Source organism: Couchioplanes caeruleus (genome assembly GCF_023499255.1).
GTDB lineage: Bacteria > Actinomycetota > Actinomycetes > Mycobacteriales > Micromonosporaceae > Actinoplanes > Actinoplanes caeruleus_A.
The window spans coordinates 5,315,521-5,340,682 of record NZ_CP092183.1 but is presented as its reverse complement, the minus strand read 5'-3'; the positions used below and the strand labels follow the sequence as shown (position 1 = coordinate 5,340,682).

Annotated in this window: 26 protein-coding genes; 11 read left to right on the top strand and 15 right to left on the bottom strand. The window is 72.2% G+C overall.

From position 1 onward, the window contains the following. Positions 1 to 8: 8 nt before the first annotated feature. The 4 genes from aceE to COUCH_RS24795 form a co-directional block, all read right to left on the bottom strand. Complete coding sequence (aceE, locus tag COUCH_RS24810; RefSeq protein WP_275979975.1) at positions 9 to 2,639, bottom strand: pyruvate dehydrogenase (acetyl-transferring), homodimeric type; 2,631 nt, start codon at positions 2,637 to 2,639, stop codon at positions 9 to 11. Beyond that, on the bottom strand, positions 2,636 to 3,655 hold the full coding sequence (locus COUCH_RS24805) for an Acg family FMN-binding oxidoreductase (protein ID WP_249607603.1): 1,020 nt from the start codon (positions 3,653 to 3,655) through the stop codon (positions 2,636 to 2,638). Before COUCH_RS24805 ends, aceE begins: the two co-directional genes overlap by 4 nt. Before the next feature lie 157 nt (positions 3,656 to 3,812). Next, positions 3,813 to 4,097 carry a DUF3040 domain-containing protein gene (locus COUCH_RS24800; protein WP_249607602.1) on the bottom strand — a complete coding sequence of 95 codons (285 nt, stop codon included), beginning with the start codon at positions 4,095 to 4,097 and terminating at the stop codon, positions 3,813 to 3,815. A gap of 142 nt (positions 4,098 to 4,239) precedes the next feature. Then, on the bottom strand, positions 4,240 to 5,100 hold the full coding sequence (locus tag COUCH_RS24795; RefSeq protein WP_430640996.1) for a helix-turn-helix domain-containing protein: 861 nt from the start codon (positions 5,098 to 5,100) through the stop codon (positions 4,240 to 4,242). Between the two features lie 130 nt (positions 5,101 to 5,230). Between COUCH_RS24795 and COUCH_RS24790 the strand changes: the two genes are divergently transcribed. After that, complete coding sequence (locus COUCH_RS24790; protein ID WP_249607600.1) at positions 5,231 to 6,103, top strand: aldo/keto reductase family oxidoreductase; 873 nt, start codon at positions 5,231 to 5,233, stop codon at positions 6,101 to 6,103. Positions 6,104 to 6,123: 20 nt separating this feature from the next. Then, positions 6,124 to 6,600 carry a molybdenum cofactor biosysynthesis protein gene (locus COUCH_RS24785; protein WP_249607599.1) on the top strand — a complete coding sequence of 159 codons (477 nt, stop codon included), beginning with the start codon at positions 6,124 to 6,126 and terminating at the stop codon, positions 6,598 to 6,600. A gap of 175 nt (positions 6,601 to 6,775) precedes the next feature. Here the strand turns inward: COUCH_RS24785 and COUCH_RS24780 are convergent, their stop codons facing one another. The 4 genes from COUCH_RS24780 to COUCH_RS24765 form a co-directional block, all read right to left on the bottom strand. Next, the gene (locus COUCH_RS24780) at positions 6,776 to 7,027 is read right to left on the bottom strand and encodes a type B 50S ribosomal protein L31 (RefSeq protein WP_249607598.1); all 252 of its coding nucleotides are present in this window, start codon (positions 7,025 to 7,027) and stop codon (positions 6,776 to 6,778) included. A 135-nt stretch (positions 7,028 to 7,162) separates the two neighbouring features. Beyond that, the gene (locus COUCH_RS24775) at positions 7,163 to 8,122 is read right to left on the bottom strand and encodes a sensor histidine kinase (RefSeq protein ID WP_249607597.1); all 960 of its coding nucleotides are present in this window, start codon (positions 8,120 to 8,122) and stop codon (positions 7,163 to 7,165) included. Next, on the bottom strand, positions 8,119 to 8,904 hold the full coding sequence (locus COUCH_RS24770) for an MEDS domain-containing protein (RefSeq protein WP_249607596.1): 786 nt from the start codon (positions 8,902 to 8,904) through the stop codon (positions 8,119 to 8,121). Before COUCH_RS24770 ends, COUCH_RS24775 begins: the two co-directional genes overlap by 4 nt. 64 nt (positions 8,905 to 8,968) lie before the next feature. Beyond that, positions 8,969 to 10,357, bottom strand: a complete 1,389-nt coding sequence (locus COUCH_RS24765) for a glucose-6-phosphate dehydrogenase (RefSeq protein WP_249607595.1) — start codon at positions 10,355 to 10,357, stop codon at positions 8,969 to 8,971. 170 nt (positions 10,358 to 10,527) lie between these two features. Between COUCH_RS24765 and COUCH_RS24760 the strand changes: the two genes are divergently transcribed. Then, positions 10,528 to 11,448: a hypothetical protein gene (locus COUCH_RS24760; protein ID WP_249607594.1), complete on the top strand. Its 921-nt coding sequence runs from the start codon at positions 10,528 to 10,530 to the stop codon at positions 11,446 to 11,448. A 61-nt stretch (positions 11,449 to 11,509) separates the two neighbouring features. Here COUCH_RS24760 and COUCH_RS38960 read toward each other — a convergent pair whose 3' ends face one another. Further along, positions 11,510 to 11,641: a hypothetical protein gene (locus COUCH_RS38960; protein ID WP_275979973.1), complete on the bottom strand. Its 132-nt coding sequence runs from the start codon at positions 11,639 to 11,641 to the stop codon at positions 11,510 to 11,512. A gap of 141 nt (positions 11,642 to 11,782) precedes the next feature. Between COUCH_RS38960 and COUCH_RS24755 the strand changes: the two genes are divergently transcribed. Further along, positions 11,783 to 12,736, top strand: a complete 954-nt coding sequence (locus COUCH_RS24755) for a GlxA family transcriptional regulator (protein ID WP_249607593.1) — start codon at positions 11,783 to 11,785, stop codon at positions 12,734 to 12,736. Here the strand turns inward: COUCH_RS24755 and COUCH_RS24750 are convergent. Further along, on the bottom strand, positions 12,717 to 13,562 hold the full coding sequence (locus COUCH_RS24750; protein WP_249607592.1) for a metallophosphoesterase family protein: 846 nt from the start codon (positions 13,560 to 13,562) through the stop codon (positions 12,717 to 12,719). The two genes, COUCH_RS24755 and COUCH_RS24750, sit on opposite strands and share 20 nt — an antisense overlap. A gap of 147 nt (positions 13,563 to 13,709) precedes the next feature. Here COUCH_RS24750 and COUCH_RS24745 point away from each other — a divergent pair, with 147 nt between their 5' ends. From COUCH_RS24745 to COUCH_RS24735, 3 genes are read left to right on the top strand one after another with little or no spacing between them, the layout of a single operon-like run. Next, positions 13,710 to 14,315: an RNA polymerase sigma factor gene (locus tag COUCH_RS24745; protein ID WP_249607591.1), complete on the top strand. Its 606-nt coding sequence runs from the start codon at positions 13,710 to 13,712 to the stop codon at positions 14,313 to 14,315. Continuing rightward, positions 14,315 to 16,399 (top strand): EAL domain-containing protein, encoded by a 2,085-nt coding sequence (locus COUCH_RS24740; protein ID WP_249607590.1) that lies wholly within the window; start codon positions 14,315 to 14,317, stop codon positions 16,397 to 16,399. Before COUCH_RS24745 ends, COUCH_RS24740 begins: the two co-directional genes overlap by 1 nt. A gap of 29 nt (positions 16,400 to 16,428) precedes the next feature. Then, on the top strand, positions 16,429 to 17,217 hold the full coding sequence (locus COUCH_RS24735; protein ID WP_430640995.1) for an SAM-dependent methyltransferase: 789 nt from the start codon (positions 16,429 to 16,431) through the stop codon (positions 17,215 to 17,217). 149 nt (positions 17,218 to 17,366) lie between these two features. Here COUCH_RS24735 and COUCH_RS24730 read toward each other — a convergent pair whose 3' ends face one another. Together COUCH_RS24730 and COUCH_RS24725 are read right to left on the bottom strand one after the other, a co-directional pair. After that, positions 17,367 to 17,972 carry a nitroreductase family protein gene (locus COUCH_RS24730; RefSeq protein WP_249607588.1) on the bottom strand — a complete coding sequence of 202 codons (606 nt, stop codon included), beginning with the start codon at positions 17,970 to 17,972 and terminating at the stop codon, positions 17,367 to 17,369. A 55-nt stretch (positions 17,973 to 18,027) separates the two neighbouring features. After that, the gene (locus tag COUCH_RS24725) at positions 18,028 to 19,059 is read right to left on the bottom strand and encodes an LLM class flavin-dependent oxidoreductase (RefSeq protein ID WP_249607587.1); all 1,032 of its coding nucleotides are present in this window, start codon (positions 19,057 to 19,059) and stop codon (positions 18,028 to 18,030) included. A 142-nt stretch (positions 19,060 to 19,201) separates the two neighbouring features. Here COUCH_RS24725 and COUCH_RS24720 point away from each other — a divergent pair, with 142 nt between their 5' ends. From COUCH_RS24720 to COUCH_RS24710, 3 genes are read left to right on the top strand one after another with little or no spacing between them, the layout of a single operon-like run. Continuing rightward, entirely contained in the window at positions 19,202 to 19,933 is a 732-nt protein-coding gene (locus tag COUCH_RS24720; RefSeq protein ID WP_249607586.1) for a hypothetical protein, read from the top strand. 17 nt (positions 19,934 to 19,950) lie between these two features. Continuing rightward, positions 19,951 to 21,234, top strand: coding sequence for a primary-amine oxidase (locus COUCH_RS24715; protein WP_249607585.1), 1,284 nt, complete (start codon positions 19,951 to 19,953; stop codon positions 21,232 to 21,234). A 59-nt stretch (positions 21,235 to 21,293) separates the two neighbouring features. Then, positions 21,294 to 21,878 (top strand): DUF305 domain-containing protein, encoded by a 585-nt coding sequence (locus COUCH_RS24710; RefSeq protein ID WP_249607584.1) that lies wholly within the window; start codon positions 21,294 to 21,296, stop codon positions 21,876 to 21,878. Between the two features lie 53 nt (positions 21,879 to 21,931). Here COUCH_RS24710 and COUCH_RS24705 read toward each other — a convergent pair whose 3' ends face one another. Continuing rightward, entirely contained in the window at positions 21,932 to 22,291 is a 360-nt protein-coding gene (locus COUCH_RS24705; RefSeq protein ID WP_249607583.1) for a hypothetical protein, read from the bottom strand. Next, the gene (locus tag COUCH_RS39230; RefSeq protein ID WP_430640817.1) at positions 22,222 to 22,614 is read right to left on the bottom strand and encodes an NAD-dependent epimerase/dehydratase family protein; all 393 of its coding nucleotides are present in this window, start codon (positions 22,612 to 22,614) and stop codon (positions 22,222 to 22,224) included. The genes COUCH_RS24705 and COUCH_RS39230 overlap by 70 nt, the downstream gene beginning before the upstream one ends. Before the next feature lie 141 nt (positions 22,615 to 22,755). Here COUCH_RS39230 and COUCH_RS24700 point away from each other — a divergent pair, with 141 nt between their 5' ends. Then, positions 22,756 to 23,763: a cellulose binding domain-containing protein gene (locus COUCH_RS24700; protein ID WP_249607582.1), complete on the top strand. Its 1,008-nt coding sequence runs from the start codon at positions 22,756 to 22,758 to the stop codon at positions 23,761 to 23,763. Between the two features lie 676 nt (positions 23,764 to 24,439). Here COUCH_RS24700 and COUCH_RS24695 read toward each other — a convergent pair. After that, positions 24,440 to 25,135: a hypothetical protein gene (locus COUCH_RS24695; protein ID WP_249607581.1), complete on the bottom strand. Its 696-nt coding sequence runs from the start codon at positions 25,133 to 25,135 to the stop codon at positions 24,440 to 24,442. Positions 25,136 to 25,162 lie beyond the last annotated feature (27 nt).

The following is a 25,162-nucleotide window of genomic DNA, read 5'->3' as shown; positions in this document are numbered from 1 at the left end:
CCGCCGCGTCAGCCGAGCCCGTACGCCGCCCGCGCCTTGCCGACCGTCGCGGGGCCGAGCGCGCCCGTAGCGGCCACCTCCCGCAGCACCCGGACCGCGATCGACGGAGCGTCGACGTGGAAGTGCCGGCGCAGCGCCGCGCGGGTGTCGGACCGGCCGAAGCCGTCGGTGCCCAGCGACGCCCACCGGCCGGGCACGAACCGGGCGATCTGGTCGGGGACCGCGCGCATCCAGTCCGAGACGGCCACCACGGGCGCCGGATTCTCCCGCAGGCGCCGGGTGACGTACGGGACCCGCTCGTCGTCATCGGCGGCCAGCGCCTCACGGCTCAGCTCGGTCCACGAGGTCACCGACCACACGTCCGCGTGAACACCCCAGTCGTCGGCGAGGAGCTGTTGAGCCTGCAGCGCGGCGGGTACGGCGATCCCTGAGGCGAGGATGTGAGCCGCCGGACGGGCGGGATCGCTCGTGCCGCTGATGCGGTGCATGCCGGCGAGGATCCCGTCGATGTCGGCGTCGTCCGGTTCGGCCGGCTGGGGGATCGGCTCGTTGTAGATGGTCAGGTAGTAGAAGACGTTCTCCTGCCCGTCGCCGTACATGCGGCGCAGGCCGTCACGCACGATGTGGGCCAGTTCGTAGCCGTAGGCGGCGTCGTAACTCACGCACGCCGGGTTGGTGGCCGCGATCAGCAGCGAGTGGCCGTCCTGATGCTGCAGGCCCTCGCCGTTGAGCGTGGTGCGCCCGGCGGTCGCGCCGAGCAGGAAGCCGCGGGTCATCTGGTCGGCCGCCGCCCAGAGACCGTCTCCGGTGCGCTGGAAGCCGAACATCGAGTAGAAGATGTACAGCGGGATCATCGGCTCGCCGTGGGTGGCGTACGACGTGCCGGCGGCGGTCCACGACGCGGTGGAGCCGGCCTCGGTGATCCCTTCGTGCAGCAGCACACCGCTGGTGGACTCGGTGTAGCTCAGCAGCAGCTCGCGATCCACCGAGGCGTACGTCTGGCCGTGCGGCGAGTAGATCTTCCGGTTGGGGAAGAGGGCGTCCAGCCCGAACGTCCGGGCCTCGTCGGGGATGACGGGCACGAACCGATGGCCGATCCGGGGATCCTTCATCAGGTCCTTGACCAGCCGCACGAGCGCCATGGTCGTGGCCACCGGCTGATTGCCCGAGCCGCGTCTCACCCCGGCATAGGCCGCGTCGCCCGGCATCGGCAACGGCCTGCTCCTGACGGTACGGGCCGGAACATAGCCGCCCAGCTCACGTCGCCGTTCCTGCAGGTATTTCATCTCGTCGGAGTCGTCGCCGGGGTGGTAGTACGGCGGGAGGTACGGGTTCTCCTCGAGTTGCTTGTCGGGGATGTCGAGGTAGAGGCGGTCCCGGAAGCTTTTGAGGTCGTCGAGGGTGAGTTTCTTCATCTGGTGGGTGGCGTTGCGGGCCTCGAAGTGCGACCCGAGGGTCCAGCCCTTGATGGTTTTGGCGAGGATGACGGTGGGCTGGCCGGTGTGTTCGGTGGCGGCCTTGTACGCGGCGTACAGCTTTTTGTAGTCGTGGCCGCCGCGTTTGAGGTTCCACACTTCGTCGTCGCTCATGTGCTCGACCAGTTTGCGGGTGCGTGGGTCGCGGCCGAAGAAGTTCTCCCGTACGTAGGCGCCGGATTCGCCTTTGTAGGTCTGGTAGTCGCCGTCGGGGGTGACGTTCATCAGGTTGACCAGGGCGCCGTCGGTGTCGGCGGCCAGCAGCGGGTCCCACTCGCGGCCCCAGACGACCTTGATGACGTTCCAGCCGGCGCCGCGGAAGAACGACTCGAGTTCCTGGATGACTTTGCCGTTGCCGCGTACCGGGCCGTCGAGGCGTTGCAGGTTGCAGTTGACGACGAAGGTGAGGTTGTCGAGTTCCTCGCGGGCGGCCAGCCCGATCGCGCCCAGCGACTCGACCTCGTCCATCTCGCCGTCGCCCAGGAACGCCCAGACGTGTTGCTGGCTGGTGTCCTTGATACCGCGGTGGTGCAGGTAGCGGTTGAAGCGGGCCTGGTAGATCGCGTTCAGCGGGCCCAGGCCCATGCTGACGGTGGGGAATTCCCAGAAGTCGGGCATCAGCCGCGGGTGCGGGTACGACGGGAGGCTGTTCGGCGCGTGGGAGAGTTCCTGGCGGAACCCGTCGAGCTGCTCGCTGCTCAGCCGGCCCTCGAGGAACGCGCGCGCGTACATGCCGGGTGAGGCGTGGCCCTGGAAGAAGATGTGGTCGCCGCCGCCGGGGTGCTGCTTACCGCGGAAGAAGTGGTTCATGCCGACCTCGTAGAGGCTGGCGCTGGAGGCGTAGGTGGAGATGTGCCCGCCGACGCCGATGTCCGGGCGCTGCGCGCGGTGCACCAGCATCGCCGCGTTCCACCGGATGTAGGCGCGGATGCGGCGTTCCACGAACTCGTCACCGGGGAACCAGGGCTCCTGCTCCGGCGGGATCGTGTTGATGTAGTCCGTGGAGGTCAGCGGCGGCACGCCGACCTGACGCTCCCGGGCCCGCTCGAGCAGGCGCAACATCACGTAACGGGCACGTTTGGCCCCGCGTTCGTCGATGACTCCGTCGAGCGACTCGACCCACTCACTGGTTTCCTCGACGTCGATGTCCGGTGCGGTGGTCATGTGTACTGCGCCCGATCCGCGGGCGTGGTGTCGATGAGCTGGGCGGCCGGCAGGCGCGGGGTGCGTCGCGCGGCGCCCGGCTCCGGCTCGGCGATGCCCAGCCGCAACGCCAGGTACGGGTGGTCGAACGCCGTGAGCATCCGGCGCAGCCGCTCGCGGGTCCCGGCCACGGCGACGACGTCGCTGATCGGAAGCACCGACACGTTCAGCGACGTGGCCGTGAGCCAGATCGACGACAGGGCCTCTCCCGCCGCCAGCCAGCCACCGGGATCGTCGTCGTCGCCGTAGAGCAGCGCGTACGTCGCCGCACGGTCGTGGCCCCGCCCGATCGGCAGCGTGCCGGCGTGACCGAAGCCCCGGCCGGGCACCGTGGTCTGCGGCGGCCGTTCCGGCAGCACCGCGTCCGGCAGCCCGGTGCCCTCGCCCATCGTGCGGCTCGTCCAGTACCGCAGCTCGGCGCAGGCCAGGGAATCCCGCACCTGAACCGCTGCGGCCCGCGACGAGGCGGCGGACAGGTCGAACACCTGCTCGCCGGTCAGCACGTGCAGGCGGGCGCGGTCCCCGGCCGCTCCGGCGATCGCGCGGACGACCGCGGGAGCCAGCCGCTCGTCACTGACCGGGCGGCGATCCGTGTGCCGGACGCCCAGGACGTACTCCTCGTGTCGTGCCCGCGGCGTGACGGCGATGCGGTCGAAGCCGGTCATGACGGCCAGCAGGTCGGGCCGGGACACGTCGGTGGTCCGGTGCACCCGGCACGCCCAGCCGCGGGCGGCGAGTGCCACGCGGGCGTGGTGCAGGGCCGCGCCGCAGCTGAGCGTCAGCAGCCGCCCGTCCGGGTCGGTGGCCGTGAGCTGGCGGCTGCGGTCCGCGAACAGCTCCAGCCGGTCGGTGTGCACCCGCCATCGCCACGGCTGCGTGTTGAGCACCGAAGGTGCATGGGAGACGGCCACCGAGGCGGCCTCGATCAGGGTGTCGGTGAGCGTGCGCCGGCCGGATTCGCATGTCGTCGTGTTCATCGTCTGGCTTTCGTCGCTGTCGGACCCGGAGCACGAGCGCTCGAGCCGGATTCCCTGCCCCGAGCCTGCTCGTGGGGGCGGGCCGGTCGGCAGGCCGGCCGATGACCAATACGCCGAGCGGATATTGCCGGGCACCGGCAGTCCGAGGCCCGGTCCCTCAGGACACGCCGCCGGTACGTGGTCCGGGGTGATCGCTGAGCCACAGGCCCAGGCTGACACCGGCGACGCTCAGGGAGATGAGCACCAGATACGCGTCGGTCATCAGCACGGCGAGGCCCATGGTCAGCGCCGCCGTCACCAGCCACATCCGCGCCGTCATCCCACCCCAGCGGGCGGGGTGGCGCGCGGCCATGCCGGAACAGCGTGCGACGAAGCGAGGGTCGTCCGCCTGCAGCTCCCGCTCGATCTCACTCAGCCGTCGCTGCTCCGCATCGCTCAGCATGATCGTCCCTCCGCCTCGGCCGGACCGTCGTCACGATCAGCATCGCCCGCCGGGGCGCGGCCGGGTCAGACGCGGGGACGGCGAACATTCCCGGGCCTGCATTGCCGACGCCCGGCAAGGAGGGGGTTCGGCGACCTGGTGGCTAGGCGTTGCGGGAGAGCCGGCCCGCGTCGTCCGCGGGATCCGTCGCGGCGAGGGAGCCGAGCAGGGCCAGGGCGCGGGCGCTGTCCGAGCCCGGCTCGGCATGGTAGATCACCAGGAGCTGGCCGCCCGAGTCGCCGATCGGCAGCTTCTCCCGGCGCAGGTGCAGCATGCCGACCTGCGGGTGCAGCAGGCGCGTCGGGGCGCCCGCGAGCGGTTTCACGTCGTGGCGGGCCCAGAGGCGCCGGAACGGCTCGCTGGCCAGCGACAGCTCGCCGACGAGCTGGGCGGTGCGGGGGTCGCCGACGTCAGTGCCGATCGACGCCCGGAACGAGGCCACCATGCCGGCGATGGCCTGCTCCCAGTCGGGGATCTCGCCGCGCACGTCCTCGTCCAGGAAGACCGAGCGCAGCCGGTTGCCGCCCGGGCGGATGCTGGGGGACAGGGCCGTCGCCAGCCGGTTCGCGGCGAGCACGTCGAACATCCGGCTCTCCACGAACGCCGGCAGGTTCAGCGCGTCCAGCAGCTGGCGGATTCCCGTCGGGACGGCCTCCCGGCGCGCACGCCGTCCCGTCGGCCGGCTGGTGGACAGGCTCAGCAGATACTCGGTGGCGGTCGCGTCGAGGCCGAAGACCCGGGCCAGCGCCTCGAGCACCTGCGGCGACGGGTTGCGGTCGCGGCCCTGCTCCAGCCGCAGGTAGTAGTCGGCGCTGATCCCGGCCAGCGTCGCCACCTCCTCGCGGCGCAGCCCCGGCGTCCGCCGGACCCCCACGACCCGCAGGCCAGCGTCGGCCGGATTCACCAGCTCACGGCGGGCCCGCAGATACTCACCCAGCACGTTCGACCCGGCCACGCCCCCCATCGTACGGTCGGCCGCGCGCCGCATCCTGGTCCCGCCACCCCCAGGATGACCGGGGCCCTGCCTACCCCCGCGCGCCCGGGGCATCGTGGGGGACAGCTCACCGGAACACACCGCGAGCGGAGAGGACACCATGGCAACCCACACCCTCGGGGGCACGTACCGCGTCGGCGACCTCCAGCTCACCCGCGTCGGCTACGGCGCGATGCAGCTCGCCGGACCCGGCGTCTTCGGACCGCCGGAGGACCGCGACGCCGCGATCGCCGTCCTGCGCGCCGCCGTCGGCCTCGGCATCAACCACATCGACACCGCCGACTTCTACGGCCCGTACGTCACCAACGAGATCATCCGCGAGGCGCTCGCGCCGTACCCGGACGACCTGCACATCGTCACCAAGGTCGGGGCCCGCCGCGACGAGAACGGCGGCTGGCCGCACGCCCGTACGCCCGCCGAGCTCAAGGCGCAGGTCCACGACAACCTGCGACGCCTCGGCCTGGACACGCTCGACGTGGTCAACCTGCGCATGGGCGGCGTCGAGAGTCCCGAGCCCGGCTCGATCGCCGCGCAGTTCGAGGCCCTCGCCGAGCTGCAGCAGCAGGGCCTGATCCGGCACCTCGGCCTCAGCACGGTCGACGCCGGCCAGCTCGCCGAGGCCCAGCGCATCGCCCCGGTCGTCTGCGTGCAGAATTTCTACAACATCGCCCACCGCGAGGACGACGCGCTCGTCGAGCTCACCGCGCGGCAGGGGATCGCGTACGTGCCGTACTTCCCGCTCGGGGGCTTCTCGCCGCTGCAGTCGGAAACGCTGCACACGGTCGCGAAGCGCCTCGACGCCACCCCGCTGGCGGTCGCGCTGGCCTGGCTGCTGCAGCGCTCCCCGAACATCCTGCTGATCCCGGGCACCTCGTCGGTCGACCACCTGCGCGAGAACGTGGCCGGCGCGGGCCTCGAGCTCCCGCCCGACGCGGTGGCGGAGCTCGACGCCGTCGGCGGTGCCGCAGCCTAGGGCTTCGTACACTCGCTGCCATGCCGGAGATCGTGCAGCTGCTGGCTTCCGCCGTACACCGGTATGAGGGCCGGCCGTCGGACGGCCCGGCGCCGGCCCCACCGGGGGAGCTCACCACGGCGGTCCAGGTCCGCGCGGGCCTGGGCATCGTCGGCGACCGCTACTACGCCCACCCGGCCCACCACGACGCCTCCGTCACGGTCATCGCGGCGGAGAGCCTCCCGGCCGGCGCGGACCTCCGCCGGACCCGCCGCAACGTGCTCCTGGCCGGCGTCGCGGTGGACGACCTGGTCGGTTCGATCCTCATCCTGGACTCGGGCGACGGCCCGGTCCGCCTGCGGGTCCGCCGGCGCGCCAACCCGTGCGCGTGGATGGACGTGGCGATCGGTCCGGGAGCGTTCAGAGCGCTGCGCGGGAAGGGCGGGGTGCGCTGCACCCCGCTCACCGACGGCATCCTGCGCGTCGGCCCGGTGACCGTCGAGATCGAGCCTGGCTAGGAGGCGGCGGGCAGGCCGCGCACCTCACGGGCAAGTGCCTGACGAGCGGGCCCGAGGCCGCTCAGGCGATCGACCGACTCGTGGATCGCGGACCTCTCGGCCGGGGTCGACCGGCGCCCGCGCGGCCCGTGCAAAACGCCCCGGCCGGGTGGCCGGGGCGTTTCGCTGGGCGGGTCTACTTCGCGGCGCGGGCGTACTTCTGGCGGAACTTCTCGACGCGGCCTGCCGTGTCGAGCAGGCGCTGCTTGCCCGTCCAGAACGGGTGGCTGCCCGCCGAGATGTCGACGTCCAGGACGGGGTAGGTGCTCCCGTCCTCCCATTCGATCGTCTTGTCGCTGGTGGCGGTCGAGCGGGTCAGGAAGGCGTAGCCGGCGCTGCGGTCGCGGTAGACGACCGGGCCGTACGTGGGGTGGATGCCGTTCTTCATGGTCGGACCTCCTCGGAATCCACCGGTGAGAAGTCTGCGAAGGGGCCGGATATTCCGCTGGGCCGGCGCCGGTGAACCGGCATGCGGCCGGCGGGGTCCGCATGGCCGGGCCGTCTGCGAGCCGGCTGACGCGGATCAGGCGATGGCGGTGTTGCCGGCGATCATGCGGATCGTCCAGCCGTCGTCGCCGGCGCACGCCGCGACGTGGTTGCAGGACTGGTGGGTGATCCACAGGCCGCGGCCGCCCGCGGCGCTGTCCAGCGCCGGCATCAGGCCCGCGTACGGGTCCTTGGGGCCGGGGCCGCCGTCCGTCACGGTCACCACGATGCGGTCGGCGCCGCCCCAGACGCGCAGGAGCACGGGCGGGGCGCCGTACCGCAGGGCGTTGGTGACGGTCTCGCTCACCGCGACCACCAGGTCGTCCACGTCCGCCGCCGGCAGCTGTCCCCGGTCGGCGGCGTGCACGGCGTGCCGGGCCTGGCCGGGGGTGGGGTCGGCGAGTTCCACCGTCGCCGGGCCGGACTGCAGCGGGTCCGCGACCGGCGGGTGCGCCTCGGCCAGATACACCCGGGGGTCGGCGTACGTGGAGCTGTCGACGTGCGTGCCGCCGGGCAGCGCGTACCGCGGGTGGGTACGGGCCACGTCGGCCAGCACCGGCTCGGGGGTGATCCGGGCGTCGTACGCGCACATGCTCCACAGCGGGAAGTCGTCGTACGCGTGGTTGATGGCCGATTCGTACCGCGCCCACCAGTCCCACGTGTTGCCGAACGCGCTGACCGGCATCTCGCCGATGATCCGGATCTGTCCCGCCCCGGCGGCCACCTGCTCGGCGAGCAGATTGCGGTAGGAGCGGATGGCGGCGGTGGGGCGGGCGTACACGTCGCCGCCGGTCAGGAACTGCACCCCGGAGTCGCGGGGCAGCGCCGAGCGGACCAGCGCGGCCGTCCGCTCGCCGAACGACACGAACGTGGGCTCGCCGGCCGCGACGCCGCCGAGCAGGAACGGCACGGTGACGGCCAGCAGTTCGTCGTCGGAGGCGTACTGCACCGCCGCGTGGAAGTAGCCGGTGTGCCCGTGCGCCGCACCCGTTCTCATCGGGCGGTCTCCACGCGCAACGACGTGAGCTCGAGCAGGCCGGCGAGCCGGGCGGCGGCCGGGACGGCCGTGCGCAGCACCGCGGTCGTGCCGAGCGCGCGGGCGTGCGCGTCGAGGTGCAGCAGCGTGTTGTGGTCGATGAAGGCGAGGTCCTGCCCGTCGAGCACCAGCTCATGCCCTCCGGGGCGCAGCGCGGCTCGGTCGAGCGCCTGCAGGAACATCGGCCGGGTGGTCTCGTCGATCTCGCCGGCCAGGGCGGCGTCGCCACGGCCCGGGTGCGGCGCGAACAGCCGGAACGGCGCGTCGGAGACGGGGTGCAGGCAGGCGAGCTGGTCGGCGAGGTCGTCACCCATGCGGCCGCGGTCGAACGCGCACAGCGCCGAGAACGGGTGCGTACGGATGTAGCGGTCGACCTGGATCTCGTACCGCGCGAACGCGTCGACCTGGGCCGGGGTGCGCACCAGCGTGGAGACGTCGGCGGCGACCCGCAGGCCGGTGTATCCCTCGGCGAGCGCCTGCTCGGTGGCCTGGGCGTACGCCGCCAGGCCCGCGGCCGGGTCGATGACGCTGTCCGCCGGATACTGGTCACTGAGCGTCACGATCCGCGGCGTGAAGTCCCAGCCGTGCGGGCCCTCGGGGGCGAGGTACCAGACCTGTTCGCCGGCGCCGAGGCCGGCGGCGAGGAAGTCGCGGGCCGCCGCCTGGAACAGGGCCGGGTCGTCGTAGGTCAGGCAGGCATGACGGTACGGCTGCCGCACGTCGGCGCCGGTGGTCCCGCTCATGGCCATCATCCGACTATAGGCTGCACTTTCGGCAGGCTGCACGCCCCCGGTGCGGCCCTCCGGGTCAATCTCCGAGCAGCCACCCGTGCGGGGCGGCCAGCTTGCGGGCGGCGGCCGGGCCCCACGAGCCCTGGGCGTAGCGGTGCAACCGGGGCGGGTCCTGCAGCACCGGACGGACCACCTTCCAGGCGGCCGACAAACCATCCGGGCGGGTGAACAGCGACCGGTCGCCGAGCAGCACGTCGTGGATCAGCCGGACGTACGGCGGCAACGGCTCACCCTCGGGCAGCCGGCCCAGCGGCAGCCGGACGGTCGCCGACTCGACGTCCAGCTCCACGCCGGGCTTCTTGGCCAGCAGCCGTACGTCGATCTCACCGTCCCCGGCCAGCGAGAACGTCAGCACGTTGGCCTGCCGCGGCAGCCCGGTGAGCGGCCCGGCCGGGTCCCGCAGCACGATGCCGACCCGCTGGTGACTCTCCGCCATGCGCTTGCCGGTCCGCAGCAGGAACGGCACCCCGCGCCACCGGGCGTTGTCGATCCACAGGCGGCCCGCCACGTACGTGTCGGTGCGCGAGCGCTTCGGGATGCCCTCGACGTCCCGGTAGCCGGCGAACTGCCCGAGCACCACCTCGGCCGGGTCGAGGGGGCGGAACGCGCGGATGACCTTCTCGCGCGCGCTCTGCAGGTCGGCGGCGCCCAGGCTCGCCGGCGGCTCCATCGCGACCTCGGCCGCGACCTGGAACAGGTGGGTGACCAGCATGTCCAGCACCGCGCCGGTGGCGTCGTAGAACGCCGCCCGGTCGTCGATCCCCAGGTCCTCCGGTACGTCGATCTGCACGCTCTCGATGTGCTCGCGGTCCCAGGAGGCGGCGAAGAGCTCGTTCGCGAAGCGCAGGACGTGCAGGTTCTGGGTGGCCTCCTTGCCGAGGAAGTGGTCGATCCGGAAGACCTGCGACTCGTCGAGCACCTTGTGCACGATGCGGTCCAAGCGCCGGAAGCCGTCCGGTGAGGTGCCGAACGGCTTCTCGTAGACCACGCGGGCGTTCGTCGCCAGGCCGTGCTGCCCGAGAGCCCGGGTGAGCTCGGGGAAGGCGACCGGCGGTACGGCCAGGTAGTGCACGAGCTGGGCGTCCTCGCCGACCCGGCCGCGCGCCTCGCCGAGCACGTCGAGCAGGCTGCCGGGGGAGTCGCTGCCGAAACCGCCGCCGGCGAAGTACAGCCGCCGCTCGAAATCGCGCCACGGCCCCTTCTCCGGCGCGGGGCCGAATTCGGTGAGCGCGTCGTGCACGTGCCGGCGGAAGTCCTCGTGGGCGACGTCGCCGCGCCCGTTGCCGACCAGTGCCCATTCGCCGGGCAGCAGGCCCTCGATGGCCAGCGTGTAGAAGGCGGGCAGGACCATCCGCCGGGCCAGGTCGCCGGTGGCGCCGAAGAGAACGAACACGGTACGGGGCATCGCCATGACAGTGCATTGACCGTACGGCGGCCGCACTAACCCGGGAGAAAGCTGAAAAAAGTCGGCCGGAAATTGAACCGGGGAAATTCGCATACCCGGTGAACCGTGCCGTGGCCGGACTGCGTATCGACTCCCGACACGACAACGAGGTCCGACGACGAGGAGTGGTGATGAGACTGCGTCAGCGACGAGGTACCGGCGTCAACCGCAAGGCGATCGGCGCCGTGGTGTTCGCCGGGGTGCTGGTGGCGGGCGGCATCACCGGCCTGCAGTTCGCCTCCGCCGGGGAACAGGCGAAGGCCGCCGAGATCGTGGTGGTCGACGGCCAGGACTTCAACATCGCCGGGTGCGAGAAGCTGGAGATCAACGCGGGCGACGTCGTCTGTGACGGCGAGAAGCTGCAGCCGGAGCAGAAGGCGGGCGCGGCGGAGGCCGCCGCCGCGTCGGCGCTGGCGCTCGAGACGTCCTGCGACCAGTTCGCAACCGATCAGGCCGCCGCCGACGCCGAGGCCGGTGGCCAGGGCGACGCGGGCGCCGGCGACGAGGCCGGGGCCGCCCAGGGCAAGGGTGCGGCCGGCGCGGACAAGGCCCCGAAGTCCAAGAAGCTGAAGAAGGCCATCGCCAAGCGGTACGCGAAGAAGATCGCTCACGCCAAGGCGAAGGGTCAGGCGAACGGCAAGGGCCAGGCCGGCAACAACGGGCAGGGCAACGGCAAGGGGCAGGCGAACGGCAACGGCCAGGCGAACGGCAACGGCGGGGCCGGTGCGGGTGACGCGGCCGACCTCGACGCCGCCGTGGTCACCGCTCGCGAGGGCCTGCTGACCGCGTGCCTGACGCTCGCCGACGCGAAGGCGGCCGCGGCCGCTGCCGCCGGTGACGCGGGTGCGGGTGACGCCGGTGCCGGCCAGGACGCGGGTGCCGACGACGCGGGCAAGGGTCAGGACGCGGGTGCCGACGACGCGGGCAAGGGTCAGGACGCGGGCGCCGACGGCGCCGGCAAGGGTCAGGACGCGGGTGCGGGCGACGCCGCCGGCGACCAGGCCGGTGACGCCGGCGCCGCCGACGAGGCGGACGCCGGCGCGAAGAACTGACGCGAGGCGAGTCCGACGGCGCGGTCCCCGGGCGGGGGCCGCGCCGCCGCGCTGTGCGGGGTCATCCCCGGCCGGGGGCGCGTACGCCGTCGGTCGTGGGCTTCCAGTCGGCGCTGTCCCGCGAGTCCACGGTCAGGCCGAGGCTCGGGGCGAGCGCGATCAGCAGGAAGAACAGCAGCAGTCCGAGTGCCATGGTGGTCACATCCCTGTCCGGCGAAACGAGAGCCGGTGCGCACCGGGGATGACTTCAGTCTGGTCCGCCGTGCGAGCCCCGGACAGTGGCAGTGATGCCATACATCTTCAAAATCCTGCCAACCGGCCGTACGCTGGCCGCATGCTGAGCAAGGTCGCCGTCATCGCGCTGCCGCCCGTGGCCGTCTTCGAGCTCGGGGTGCTGTGCGAGCTGTTCGGCTACGACCGCACCGACGAGGGGCTCCCGGCGTACGAGTTCTCCGTGTGCACCGTGGGCGGGCGTCCCGTCCGTACCCATGCGGGGTTCTCGCTGATGCCCGGCCACGACCTGGCGCCGGCCGAGGAAGCCGACCTGGTCGCCGTCGTGCCCAACGACAGCGACGAGGACCCGCCGGAGGAGGTCCTCGGCGTCCTGCGCCGCGCGCACGAGCGCGGCGCCTGGGTGATGAGCGTCTGCACCGGCGCGTTCGTGCTCGGCGCCGCCGGGCTGCTCGACGGCCGCCGGTGCACCACCCACTGGCGGCACACCGACCGGCTCGCCGAGCGGTTCCCGACCGCCAAGGTCGATCCGGACGTCCTCTACGTCGCCGACGGCAACGTCCTGACCAGCGCCGGCACCTCCGCCGCCGTCGACTGTGGCCTGCACCTGATCCGCGCCGAGCAGGGCTCCGCGGTCGCCACCCAGATCGCGCGCCGCATGGTGGTGCCGCCGCACCGCGACGGCGGCCAGGCTCAGTTCATCGAGACCCCGCTGCAGCCGATCGAGTGCGAGACGCTGCAGCCGGTGCTCACGGCGGTCATGGAGACGCTGGACCGGCCGCACACGGTCGAGACCATGGCCGCGCAGGCGCGCATGTCGCCGCGTACGTTCGCCCGGCGGTTCCGTGCCGAGACCGGCGCGACCCCGCACGACTGGCTGACCAACCAGCGGGTGCTGCTGGCCCGCCGGCTGCTCGAGGACTCCGGCCTCGGCATCGACGCGATCGCCGTCCGGGCCGGGTTCGGCAGCGCCGCCACCCTGCGCCACCACTTCGGACAGCGGCTGAGCACCACACCGCAGGCGTACCGGGCGATGTTCAGGAACCGGGTGGCGTGACCTCCTCCAGCACCGGCTTGAGCAGCACCGGCTCGCCCTCGCGCCGGCCCCACTCGCGGGGGTAGCCGAGCGACACCTCGTGGAAGCGCACCCCGTCCTGCCAGGTCACCCGCGGGATGTGCAGGTGCCCGTAGACGGCGGCCGCCGCGCGGAACCGGGTGTGCCAGTCCGCGGTCAGCTCGGTGCCGCACCACTGCGCGAACTCGGGATACCACAACACCTCGGTCGGGTGCCGGTGCAGCGGCCAGTGGCTCACCAGCACGGTCGGCAGGGCCGGATCCAGCGCGGCGAGACGCCGCTCGGTCGCCGCCACCCGGGCACGGCACCAGGATTCCCGATCGGGGTACGGGTCCGGATGCAGCATCTGCTCATCGGTGCAGACCACGCCCGTGCGGTACGCGTACGCCAGCGACTCCTCCTTCGTGGTGGTGCCCGGCGCCCGGAACGTGTAGTCGTACAGCAGGAACAGGGGCGCGATCGTCACCGGGCCGCCCTCGCCGTGCCAGACCGCGTACTCGTCCTCCGGCGTGCGCACGCCGATCTCCCGGCACATGGCCACCAGGCGCTCATAGCGGGCCACCCCGCGCAGCTGCACCGGATCCTTCGGGTGCGTCCACAGCTCGTGGTTGCCCGGCGCCCAGATCACCTCGGCGAATCGGGACCGCAGCAGCCGCAGCGTAGTCTCGACGTGGCCGAACACCTCCGCGACGTCGCCGGCCACGATCAGCCAGTCCTGCGGCGACGCCGGGTGCAGGTCCTCGACCAGCTTGCGGTTCTCGGCGTACGCCACGTGCAGGTCGCTGACGGCGTACAGGGTTCCCGTCACCCGTGCCTCCCGTTGGGGTCGATGTTCGGCGCTCCCCGGCCACTATGCCCGGCCTGCGCCGACAAAAGAATCTTGGCCTCCGCTGTCACGCCGACCCTCCGCTGTGGACCTACTTAGGTGGGTGTTCGATGGCGGACGGAGGCAGCGGTGGTGGAAGCGCACGGCGCGCCGGAGGTGGCGGACGGGGAACCGGCCCCGTCACGACCGGCCATCGCGAACCCGCCCCCGGCCGCCGAGATCGAGGAGTTCTTCCGGCGCTACTGGGAAGGGCTCGTCCGCAACCTGCTGCGCGAGGGCGCCGACCGCTGGGAGGCGCAGGACGCGGTCGCCGAGGCCATCCGGGAGGCCCTGCGGCGCTGGTCCGACCTGACCCACCCGGTCGCCTGGGTCCGCGCCGCCGCCCGCTCGCACTGGCTCAAGCAGCGCCGCGCCGGCGGCCACGGCGACGAAGTGCTCGTCGCCGACGTCGCCGAGCTCGAGGAGGGCCGCGCCGACGACCCGGGGCTGGTCGCGTACGAGCTGCAGGAATGGTTCTCCGGTGTGCTCGCGCAGTTGCCGCCCGCGCGCCGCGAGGCGCTCGAGCTCTCCGCGCAGGGCCTCACCCCGTCGGAGATCGCCGCCCGGGTCGGCAAGACCCCCGAGGCGGTACGGACCGCGCTGAAGCTGGGCCGCCGTCAGGCCGTCGCCCTCTGGCAGGCGATCCCCACCCAGCGCGCGCCGCAGTCCCAGCCTGATCTTGGAGGCGAGAGCTGATGGCCGAGCCCGGCCGGCCCGGGGACGCTCCCGACGGGGACGACCCGGTGCTCACCCACGCGATGATGATCGCCGCGCTCAACCAGATCCTCCAGGAGTGCGGCTACGACCCCGTGCCCGACGAGGAACCCACTCCGTCGGCCACCGGCGACGGCGCCGCCGACCGGCTCATCGAGGACGCGCGGCAGCGCGCTGACGGCATCGTCGCCGCCGCCCTGGAGACAGCGCTGCGCTACACCGACGCCGCCCTGGACCAGGCGGCCCGCACGGTGCAGAGCGCCCGGCGCACGCTCGCCGGCGCCCCGGCCGCCCCCGCCCCGGTGGAGCTGGCCCCCATGCCCGCCGCGACGGACCTCGGGCGCACGGTCGGTGAGACCTGGCTGGCGGCCGCCACCGCCGCCGGCGTCTACCTGCCCGTTGCCGGGCCCGTCGCGGCGCAGACGCTCGGCGTGTACGCCGCCTGCCTGCACGACGCGGCGCACGCCTCCCCGGCCGACGTGGACGCCGCCTACCGCATCGGCCTGGAGGTCGTCGCCCTCGGCATCGGCCGGCCCGAGGCGCTGCCCGCGACGATGGCTGTGGTGCTCGACCACCTGGCCGACGGCGACGAGCTGCGGCCCCCGGCCCGGCAGGTGGCCGGCGCGTTCGCCGCCGGGTTCGCCGCCGCCCTGCAGGCGCGCACCCTCGCCCAGCAGGAGTCGCTGCACCGCGCCACGCAGCGGGCGGCCCGCGAGTTCCAGCTCGCACTGCAGGACAGCGAGGCCCGCTACCGCCGGCTGGCGTTCTACGACCCGGTGACCGGGCTGGCCAACAAGTCCCGGCTGGTGCAGCGCCTGCAACAGGCCGGGCACGGCGGCGACCCCGGCCGGCACGTCGGGGTGTGCCTGATCGACCTGGGCGGGCACGCCGCCGTCTGCGAACAGTTCGGCGCCGACGCGGGCGACCACGTGCTCGCCGAGGTGGCCCGTCGGCTGCAGCTCCTCGCCCGGCACCCGGACTACCTGCTGGCCCGGCACGGCGGGCAGACCTTCGCGGTGCTCGTGCAGGACAGCGGCGGCATCGCGCACCTGGCCGAGCTGGCCGAGCGGATCACCGCGGCGCTGCGCGAGCCGGCCTCGCTGCCCGGCACCGGCCTGACCGCCGGGCTCGGCGCCCACGTCGGCGTGGTCGACGTGCCGACCGAGGGGCTCGACGCCGGGCGGGTGCTGGTCGACGCGGAGATCGCCGTACGCCAGGCCCGCGCCGGCAGCAGCGGCTGGGCCCTGTACGACGCGCAGCCCGCCGACACCGGCCGGGGCGGCGGCACGACCGCGGTGGCGGGGCTGGTCACCAGGCCGGCCACGTACCAGCCGATCGTCAAGCTGAGCTCCGGGCGCATCGCCGGGCTGCACACCCGGATGGCCTGGCGGCACCCGCACCTCGGCACGCTCGACCTCGGCCGGATCGGCCAGCTCACCGGGGACCGGGAGACCACCATGCGGCTGGCGGGCAGCCTCGTGGACCAGGCGTGCCGGCAGGCGATGCAGTGGGACGGCGGCAAGAAGGGCCCGTTCGTCGGGCTCGACCTGCCCGTGCACCAGATCGGCTACCCGGACGCTGTCGAGCTGGTCCGCGAGGCGCTCGCGGGCAGCGGCCTCCCACCCAAGCGGCTGCACCTGCACCTCTCTGGCATCGACGCGGTGCCCGCCGGCGCGCACAGCCACACGGTGCTGGCCGCCCTGGCCGCGCTGGGCGTGCGCATCGTGCTGGACGACTTCGGCACCGGGCCGAGCAGCCTGGCGTACCTGCGGGATCTGCCGGTGCACGGGCTGCGTACCCCGGCGAGCCTGCTGCACGACAACCCGGCGAGCGCCGAGGCCGACCGGGACCTGGTCGCCGGCATGGCCCGCATGGCGCACGCGCTCGGCCTCACGCTGACCGTGCACGGCGTCGACGACGAGCTGCGCGCCGCCACGCTGGTCGGCACGGGTTGCGACGGCGCCCAGGGGCTGCGCTACGGTGCGCCCACGACCCCGCACCAGGTTCCGGCGCTGCTGCGGCGTACGGGAAAGCTCGTGCCGGTACCGGGACGGGTGGCCTCATGACCGACCACAGTGGAGTAGGGTTCCTCGGCATGGCCGACGCCGACGCGGATCCCTCCACCCGCCCCAGCAGCGCCCGCATCTATGACGCGCTGCTCGGCGGCAACCACAACTTCGCCGCGGACCGGGAGGCGGCCAAGCGGCTGCTCACCGCGATCCCGGGCGCCGGCGACATGGCCCGGGCCAACCGCGCCTTCCTCAGCCGGGCCGTGGAACACCTCCTGGAGCGCGGCGTACGCCAGTTCCTCGACATCGGCAGCGGCATCCCGACGGTCGGCAACGTCCACGAGATCGCCCAGCGCCGCGAACCCGGGGCGCGGGTGGTCTACGTGGACATCGATCCGGTGGCCGTGGCGCACAGCAACGACATCCTCAAGGACAACCCGGGGGCCGCGGCGGTCCAGGCCGACATGCGCTTCCCCGAGGCCATCCTCGACCACCCCGCCGTCCGCGACCTGCTCGACCTGGACCGGCCGATCGGGCTGCTGCTCGTGGCGATGCTCCACTTCGTGCCGGACGACGACGCGTACCTCGCGGTCGACCGCCTCCGCGCGGCGCTGCCGCCCGGCTCGTACGTGGTGATCTCGCACGGCGTGTCGGACACCCCGGCGGACGCGGCCTCGGAGCAGGTCGCGGCCCTGTACCGCCGCACGGACGTCTCGGCGGCCCACGGCCGCACCCGCGGCGAGATCCTGCGCTTCTTCGGCAACGCGGAGCTCGTGCAGCCCGGCCTGGTCTGGGTCCACGAATGGCCGGACGCGGGCGACGGCGACCCGCACGGCATGGCGGTGGTCGCGGGAGTCGCCCAGATCAACCCCTGAACGCCCGCATCTCACCCCCCGCAGGTCCCATCCGGGTCGTCGCCCAGCCGAGCTGACACCGTGGGTTCAGGAGCTTGCGTCCGTCGGTGGCCCCCAGCCGGTCCCGCAGGGGGAAAGCCGAGGTCGTCGCGGGCCGGCGTTCGGGCCGGTCATTGCGCCGGCTGCTGCCAGTGGCCACGGTGGACGACGTCGGTCTTCGGGCGGCGGCGGTCGCGCAGGTCGCGGGGAGGTTCGTCGCTGTATCCCACCGAGATCGCCCCGATCGGCGCGAAGTGCGAGGGGACGCCGAACTCCGCGCGGAACGCCTCGACCCGGTCCGCCGGGAGGCCGAAGAAGCAGGCTCCGAGGCCCGCGTCGACGGCGGTCAGCAGCATGAGCAGCGAGGCGAAGCCGGTGTCGATGTCCCAGTACGGCGCCGGCCACCAGGCGTCCGAGCGGTCCGTGAAGCCCTTGTCGGTCTGCGCATAGCGGTCGAGGTACGCGTCCTTGTTCGACAGGGCGACGATCAGCAGTGGCGCTTCGACGTTCGCGGCGAACCAGCGATCGGGGTTGTCCGCGGGACGTACGGCGGTGCGGAAGCGTTCGAGGTCGGCGGGCCGGTCGAGCACCAGGAAGCCCCAGCCCTGCGAGAAGCCGGCGGAGGGCGCCCGCAGGCCGTTGTCCACGATGCGCTCCACGACCTCCGGCGGAATCGGCCGGCCCGCGTCGTAGCGGCGAACCATACGGCGGCGACGGACGACGTCCTGGAATTCCATGGCGGCAATGTATCGGGGCTCGTCGACCGGACCCTGGGCGGTCAGGCGGTCAGTCTCACTCGCCGAGGAGTTCGCGGACGCGGGGGATGACCTCGGTGCCGTAGAGGTGGATCGCCGTCATCAGGGACTCGTGGGGGAGGGTTCCCGCGGAGTACTTGAGGTCGAAGCGCTGGATGCCGAGGGCGGTGACCGTACGGGCGATCTTGGCGGCCACCGTCGCCGGGGAGCCGACGTGCCAGGCGCCCTCGGCGATGTCCGCCTCGAAGCGGTCGCGGGTGAGCGGGGGCCAGCCGCGTTCCGCGCCGATGCGGGTGAGGGCTCGCTGCGCGTGCGGCCACAGGGTCTCGGTCGCCTCCTCGTCGGTGGCGGCGAGGAAGCCGGGCGCGTGGACCGCCACCGGGAGCCGTTCGCGGTCGAACTCGGCCAGGGCGCGGTGGTACAGATCGACGTACGGGGCGAAGCGGGCCGGGTCGCCGCCGATGATGGCCAGCACCATGGGGAAGCCGTACTGGGCGGCGCGGACCACCGACTCGGGGCTGCCGCCCACGCCGATCCACGTGGGGATGCGGCCGGCCTCGGTCTTCGGGTACACCTCCTGGTCGTCCAGCGGTGGGCGGACCGTGCCCTGCCAGGTCACCGCCTTCTCGGTCAGCAGCTCCGCCATGAGGTCGGCCTTCTCCGCGAAGAGCCGGTCGTAGTCGGCGAGGTCGTAGCCGAACAGCGGGAACGACTCGGTGAAGGAGCCGCGGCCCAGGGTGATCTCCGCCCGGCCGTCGGAGATCGCCGCCAGAGTGGCGAACCTCTCGTACACCCGGACGGGGTCGTCGGAGCTGAGCACGGTCACCGCGGTGCCCACCTTGATCCGGCGGGTGCGTGCGGCGACGGCCGCCAGGACGATCTCCGGCGCTGACACGGCGTAGTCGTCGCGGTGGTGCTCACCGAGGCCGAACACGTCCACACCGACCTCGTCCGCGAGGACTGCCTGGTCAATTACGTTCCGGATGACCTGCGCGTACGGCAGCAGCTCACCGTCCGGGCCGACGGTGACGTCACCGAACGTGTCCAATCCGAATTCCACGGGCGCCATGGCGTGATCCTAGAACGCCGGGGGAGCCGTGGACCTGCCGACGGGGCTGTGGCCGTACTTAGATGACTTTGATCTTTGGGCTCACCGTGGTCTCACGGATCGACCGGCATGCTCCCCGCGATACATCGAAGAGGGGGAGGACATGGGTCGTCGGAGAACATGGGGCTGGGGGCTGGGCATCGCGACCGTGACCGCGGTGACCGCCTTCGGGGTGGCCTCGTGGCACGCGAACGCGGCACCGTCGCCGAGCCCGGCGCCGGGCGCCGCGGGGGAGCAGCCGCGGGTGTCGAATCCGGACCCGGGACCGGAACCGGCCGCGGGGGTGGGCCGGGACGCGCTGACCAGCGGTGAGGTGGACCGGGCGCGGGAGCTCGCGGTGACGCCGGAGCTCGCCGCCGGCGCCGAGGACGTGACCGGCGCGAAGGGACCCGAATACCTGTCCGCGGACGTGCTCGCGGACGGTGGCGGGCGCCGCGCCGAGCTGTACTACTACGACTACAGGACCGACAAGCTCGTCAAGCAGGTCGTCGACCTGAAGGCGGGCAAGCTGGCCGGGTCCTACTCGGCCGCCGGGATGCAGCGGCCGGCGTCGGAGCGTGAGGTCGCCACGGCGCTCGACATGCTGCTGGCGGACCCGCTGGTGTCCGAGCTGAAGGACGCGTACCAGAAGGCGACCGGGAAGCAGTTCGCCGGCAAGGACGGCCTGACCGTCAAGGCGCACGTCTACAAGGCCCGCCCGGCCGACACCAGCGCCGCCCAGTGCGGCAAGCACCGCTGCCTGCAGCTCGTGGTGGAGACCGGCGACGGGCTGTTCATCGACGTGAACGACATCATCATCGACCTCTCCGGGCGCACGGTCGCCCGCCTGAAGTAGACGGGGACCGACCAGCAATGACGTACCGGAAGACAGCCGGCGCCGCCGCCCTGCTCACCGTGGCCTCGCTGGGGCTCGCCGCGAGCCCGGGCAGCCCCGCGGCCGCCGCGCCCGCCGCCGCCGCGGCCGAGCAGTGCGCGGCGTCCACGACGGTCAAGGAGACGCTGCCGAACGGCACCACGTGGCAGCTGTGCTGGCGGATGCAGGAGCAGGCCGGCCTGATCCTGGAGAAGGTGTTCGTCTCCTCCAAGCGTTACCCGGAGCCCGTGCAGGTGCTCGAGTCGATCCGGCTCGCGCAGCTCAACGTGCCGTACGACTCGGGTGACACCGAGTACAACGACATCACCGACTACGGCTTCGGCGGCTGGAACCTGCAGACGCTCACCGGCGACGACTGCAAGGGCGGGTCGGCGCGTACCGGCTCCGACGGCGCTCCCGAGCCGGAGCGGCGCAAGGTGCTGTGCGTCAGCGCGGAGGCCTCCGGCCTGGCGTACCGGCTGCACGGGTACGAGGACAACGGCAGCGAGCCGGTCTACTCGAAGCAGGGCCACGACCTGGTGCTGCGCGCGATCAGCAAGGTCGGCTGGTACGAGTACGTGACCGAGTACCGCCTGCACGACGACGGGCAGATCTCAGCCCGCCTCGGCGCGACCGGCGACCTGTCCCCGGGCGACTACGTCAACGCGGACCGGGGCTGGCCGATCGGCAAGGGCGCCCGTGACTACGCCGCGATGCACTACCACAGCGCGTTCTGGCGGGTCGACTTCAACATCGCGGGCAAGGGCGGCGAGAAGGTCGAGCAGTACGACACCAAGCTCAACGGCCAGGGGTCGATGACCGCGAAGCTGAAGACCACCAAGACGGCGATCGACAAGGAGGGCAGCTTCTCCAAGGTGAACCGCCGCTGGTGGCGTCTGGTCAGCTCGACCAGCAAGAACAAGGACGGGCACCTGCGCTCGTACGAGCTGGTCCAGGGCGCCGACGACCGGTACGAGGCGCACCCGGAGACCACGCCCGACGTGACCTTCACGCAGAGCCACGCGTGCGAGAAGTTCGCCACCGGCAACGCCGACCCGCAGTGCGCGTCGAAGAAGTCGATCCTCGACTTCGCCAAGGACAAGGAGACGCTCAAGGACCCGGTCATGTGGGTGCGGGTGGGCTTCCACCACGTGCCGCGCGACGAGGACCAGAGCCCGATGCCGCTGCACTGGCAGGGTTTCGACCTGCTGCCGCGGGACTTCACCGAGATGAACCCGCTGACCCCGGCCGGCCGCGCCGGCGTCAACGGCGAGCAGAACTGAGCACCGCGGCCGGCCCGGACACCCGTCCGGGCCGGCCGCCGCCCGCGAAAGGACCACCCGTGCCCCTGCGCCGTTTCGCCGCCGCGCTCGTGCTGGCCGCCACCGCGCTCACCGTCCTGACGTTCGCCGTCCGGGGCCGGGCCGAGCAGCCGCGGCAGCCCGTCGCCGCGGCCGCCACCGTCGCCGCTCCCAGCAGCGCGGACCTGGAGTTCGCGCAGATGATGGTGGCGCACCACGCCCAGGCCGTCCGGATGAGCCGGGCGCTGGTCGCCAAGCCGGGCATCCCGGAACGGGTACGGCTGATCGCCGACTTCATCGCCCACGACCAGCAGCGTGAGATCGACGAGACGAACGCCTGGCTGACCGCGTGGGGAGCAGCGGACGCGGCCGGCGGACACCACCACGCCGGTGGCGGGTCGGCCGGGATGCTGACCGAGGCGCAGCTGCGGGCACTCGACGCGGCCACGGGCCCGGCCGCCGGCCGGATGTTCCTGCGACTCATGATCGAGCACCACACCGGGGCGATCACGATGGCCCGCTCGCTGCTCGACGGCGACGGCCGCAACGTCTACACCCACGGGATGGCGAAGCACGTCATCAACGAGCAGACCGCCGAGAACGACGCGATGCGCGCGCTGCTCTGACGCCCACCAGCCCCGCGAATGCCTCCGGGAAGCGCTGACCGGGGCGGGAGGCGTCAGCGCGAGCGCAGCAGCTGATGGATTCCGTGAGACGGGCGATAGCCGAAGGCTTCCGCGGCGGCGTGGGAGTCGTGGACCCGGTCGAGGGTGCGAGGCAGCGGCCAGCGCCTCTCCCGGAACGCGGCAGCCATGCCGGGAAGCCGCGCCGCGATCAACCCGGCTGCGTCCTCGATCAGTGGGGGACAGTCCGCCCGGGTGAAGGGGTAGGGCCCAGCGACGTTGAAGGTGCCGGTCACGGCGTGCTGCCCGATGATGCGTACGACGGCTGTCACGACATCGTCCAACGCTACGGCTCGATGCAGGAAGTGGGTCGCCTGCACGGGCAGCGGCTCCGGGAAGCAGCGCGCGATACGCAAGCTGACCGACGGGGTGGCACCCGAGGCGACCAACCGCTCGGCGGCGGGTTTCGTCTCGTCGTAGATGTCACGCGGACGGGGCGCGGCGCGTGCAGGGCGGCGGCGTGAACCAAGAGCTCGGACTGCTGGAGTGCGGCCCGGCGTACCTTCGGGTCACGCAGGTCTCCGAGCAGGCTGGTCCATCGACCCGGCACCCGGTCGACCCCGCGAATGAACCAACCATCCGCTTGAAGCGCTGCGGCAATCGCCGCGCCGACACGGCCCGACGTTCCCGTGACCGTCGCGGCACGGAGCGCTGGTGACTCGCCTCGACGTTCGCGCACAGGTTCATTGTGACGGTGGAGCGGCGCATCCGTCGGCCCGTGCGCCCCCACGACGAGCGATGCGGCGGGCCGGATCGCCGGGAAGCCCGGTACCGCCTCATCGGGTTGACAGTCATCGATGTGATGCCGGACGGTCGTAGGATGCCCACGTACCGTTTTCGTGCGTTCCTGGTCGCCCTGCTCTCCGTCGGCGCGCTGTTCCCGATCGCCGACCGTGCCGCAGCGGCGGCGGCGCCATCCGCGCCCTCCGACCTCCACGTCACCTCCATCAGCCCGACCTCGGTGACCCTCGCCTGGACCGCCGCCACCGGCGATCCCGTCGACTACTCGCTCAGCTACTGGCCCGCCTTCGGCGACGTCGGCTACAGCCAGCGCGTCGGCAACGTCACCACCGCCACCGTCACGTCCGGCATCGGTCCGAACGGTCAGTACGGGTTCACCGTCCAGGCCATCGACGCCGACGGCCACTCCTCAACGGCGAGTGCCGCGCTCGTCGTGGTCACCCCGGCGAACACCACCGGCGACATGACCGCGCCGACCGCCCCCGGCAATCTCACCCTCACCGGCGTCGGCCCGGCCGGCGCGCAGCTCACCTGGACGGCGTCCACCGACGACGTGGAACTGACCGGCTACTACGTCTACCTGTTCGACGGCTGGTACGTGTCCCGGTATCTCGGCACCACGACCGGCACCTCCTTCACCGCGCCGATCCTGAGCACCCAGACCGGCATGATCCGCTACTACGTGCGCGCACACGACGCGGCCGGCAACCTGTCGATCGCCTCCAACCAGGTGTCCACGACCGCCACACCCCCGCCCACGCCGGCCACCCCGTGCAAGGTCTCCTACAAGACGACCAGCGACTGGCCGGGCGGTTTCGTCGCCGAGGTGAAGCTGACGAACACCGCGACCGCGGCGGTCAACGGCTGGTCCCTCCTCTTGTCCCTGGGCGGCGACCAGCGCGTCACATCGTCGTGGGCGGCGAAGTGGGCCCAGTCCGGCTCGACGGTGACGTTGACCAGCGAAACCTGGAACGCGACGATCCAGCCCGGTGCCGAGGTCACGCTCGGCCTGGTCGGCACGTACGCGAAGAGCAACGCCCCGGCCACGACAGCCGCGCTGAACGGTACGGCCTGCACCCTCGCCTGATCTGCCGGGGCGTCCCCGTCGTGGGCGCCCCGGCTCCCGGCATTCGAACGTGCGCAACCAGCCTGCTCGCCCTGGCACGGTGGTCATACACCGTCGTCACCGACGGAAAGTCGCGCCGTATGCGCTCCAAGCCATACCCGTGGCCGCACCTGCAAGATTGCATTGACGGTATCCACAGGTGTTGGATCGACCGCGTCATCGGAACGGTCCGTATCCGTTGCCGTAACTCAGGCACGAACTTGTCGCTCCGTCGCCAGCTGTGCGGCCGTTCTTAACGGTCGGAGGATTTCTTTACCGTAGCGGTGATGAACGAGTCTGCGGCGACCCTAGTGCCCGACTTCAGGTCCTGCGAGACAACCACCCAATTGGAGTCGATGCCGCCACCGTCCACTCGCCGTCCGTATACGCCAGCGTCACCGTCAACCCCGGCGGAGGCAGCGAGCCAGGTCCAGCGATCAGCTCAGGGGCGGGGCTTCGGCGTGCCTGCCGGTGTCGCGGTGGTCACCACCGGTCCGCGCCGGGAGCGAAGCGGCAAGGCGCTGCCGGCCGGCGGCGTGGCCCTCGCGTGGTCTCAGGACGTGGACGACACCGGAATCCTCGCAGACTGCGCGCGGTCATATATGCGGTACCGGACGACGCGCGATCAGCGGCATAGAGTGCGTCGCCGTCGCACGGTTCAAACGGCGTACCGTTGCCACGCGAACCGGCGTGTCATCGCCGGATCGTTCTGGAGGAAGGCGTCGAAGGCGTTGATGACGTCTTCGACGCTCGTAAGCTCCACCCGGTAATGCTTCTCTGGGCTTCCGTCGCGACGCTCCAAGGCGTACCAACCGGTGCGGGTCCCGGCGCGCTCGCCGTAGCCGACCTGGATGTACCAGTCATCGAATCGAGTCAGTACGGCGAAGTAGTCGTCCGCGGACAATCGCGTCAGAACCGTGCGGGTGACGTCAGCGTCCGGGTCTCGAAACGTGCGGCCGTGCGCCGACGTCAACTCGAAGCGCCACGGCCGGGAACATGACGTGCGAAGCTGCTCCAGCTGCGGGTCGTAACAGTTCAATCCATGTTGCTCGGCCACCTCAGCGGCCCACGCCGAGACCTCGTCGCACCGGCTCCACACCATGGGGAAGTACACCAACGGCCCACTCGCCTCATTCAACAGCGGTGCGGTCGACCAAGGGCTGTCATCGCCGGCGTCGGTGTCGATGTCCGGATGGCGGTCCAGCAGCGCCGCCACGTACCTGGCTACACGTTCCGTCGGCTCGACGGACCCCTCCGTTTCGACGAATCGGGCATACAGCGCCTCGAATTCGGCCGCGGCGGCGGCGTCGTTCGCCGGCCGAGCGCCTTCCCAGACAGCCAGGTCGTAGGACATGCCCAAGATTCTCGCGTACGCACGGGC

What these genes read in the sequence shown, in the direction of transcription:
- aceE (WP_275979975.1), bottom strand. Translation starts at nt 2,639, where the DNA reads ATGACCACCGCACCGGACATCGACGTCGAGGAAACCAGTGAGTGGGTC.
- COUCH_RS24805 (WP_249607603.1), bottom strand. Translation starts at nt 3,655, where the DNA reads ATGAACACGACGACATGCGAATCCGGCCGGCGCACGCTCACCGACACC.
- COUCH_RS24800 (WP_249607602.1), bottom strand. Translation starts at nt 4,097, where the DNA reads ATGCTGAGCGATGCGGAGCAGCGACGGCTGAGTGAGATCGAGCGGGAG.
- COUCH_RS24795 (WP_430640996.1), bottom strand. Translation starts at nt 5,100, where the DNA reads ATGGGGGGCGTGGCCGGGTCGAACGTGCTGGGTGAGTATCTGCGGGCC.
- COUCH_RS24790 (WP_249607600.1), top strand. Translation starts at nt 5,231, where the DNA reads ATGGCAACCCACACCCTCGGGGGCACGTACCGCGTCGGCGACCTCCAG.
- COUCH_RS24785 (WP_249607599.1), top strand. Translation starts at nt 6,124, where the DNA reads ATGCCGGAGATCGTGCAGCTGCTGGCTTCCGCCGTACACCGGTATGAG.
- COUCH_RS24780 (WP_249607598.1), bottom strand. Translation starts at nt 7,027, where the DNA reads ATGAAGAACGGCATCCACCCCACGTACGGCCCGGTCGTCTACCGCGAC.
- COUCH_RS24775 (WP_249607597.1), bottom strand. Translation starts at nt 8,122, where the DNA reads ATGAGAACGGGTGCGGCGCACGGGCACACCGGCTACTTCCACGCGGCG.
- COUCH_RS24770 (WP_249607596.1), bottom strand. Translation starts at nt 8,904, where the DNA reads ATGAGCGGGACCACCGGCGCCGACGTGCGGCAGCCGTACCGTCATGCC.
- COUCH_RS24765 (WP_249607595.1), bottom strand. Translation starts at nt 10,357, where the DNA reads ATGCCCCGTACCGTGTTCGTTCTCTTCGGCGCCACCGGCGACCTGGCC.
- COUCH_RS24760 (WP_249607594.1), top strand. Translation starts at nt 10,528, where the DNA reads ATGAGACTGCGTCAGCGACGAGGTACCGGCGTCAACCGCAAGGCGATC.
- COUCH_RS38960 (WP_275979973.1), bottom strand. Translation starts at nt 11,641, where the DNA reads ATGGCACTCGGACTGCTGCTGTTCTTCCTGCTGATCGCGCTCGCCCCG.
- COUCH_RS24755 (WP_249607593.1), top strand. Translation starts at nt 11,783, where the DNA reads ATGCTGAGCAAGGTCGCCGTCATCGCGCTGCCGCCCGTGGCCGTCTTC.
- COUCH_RS24740 (WP_249607590.1), top strand. Translation starts at nt 14,315, where the DNA reads ATGGCCGAGCCCGGCCGGCCCGGGGACGCTCCCGACGGGGACGACCCG.
- COUCH_RS24735 (WP_430640995.1), top strand. Translation starts at nt 16,429, where the DNA reads ATGGCCGACGCCGACGCGGATCCCTCCACCCGCCCCAGCAGCGCCCGC.
- COUCH_RS24730 (WP_249607588.1), bottom strand. Translation starts at nt 17,972, where the DNA reads ATGGAATTCCAGGACGTCGTCCGTCGCCGCCGTATGGTTCGCCGCTAC.
- COUCH_RS24725 (WP_249607587.1), bottom strand. Translation starts at nt 19,059, where the DNA reads ATGGCGCCCGTGGAATTCGGATTGGACACGTTCGGTGACGTCACCGTC.
- COUCH_RS24720 (WP_249607586.1), top strand. Translation starts at nt 19,202, where the DNA reads ATGGGTCGTCGGAGAACATGGGGCTGGGGGCTGGGCATCGCGACCGTG.
- COUCH_RS24715 (WP_249607585.1), top strand. Translation starts at nt 19,951, where the DNA reads ATGACGTACCGGAAGACAGCCGGCGCCGCCGCCCTGCTCACCGTGGCC.
- COUCH_RS24700 (WP_249607582.1), top strand. Translation starts at nt 22,756, where the DNA reads ATGCCCACGTACCGTTTTCGTGCGTTCCTGGTCGCCCTGCTCTCCGTC.
- COUCH_RS24695 (WP_249607581.1), bottom strand. Translation starts at nt 25,135, where the DNA reads ATGTCCTACGACCTGGCTGTCTGGGAAGGCGCTCGGCCGGCGAACGAC.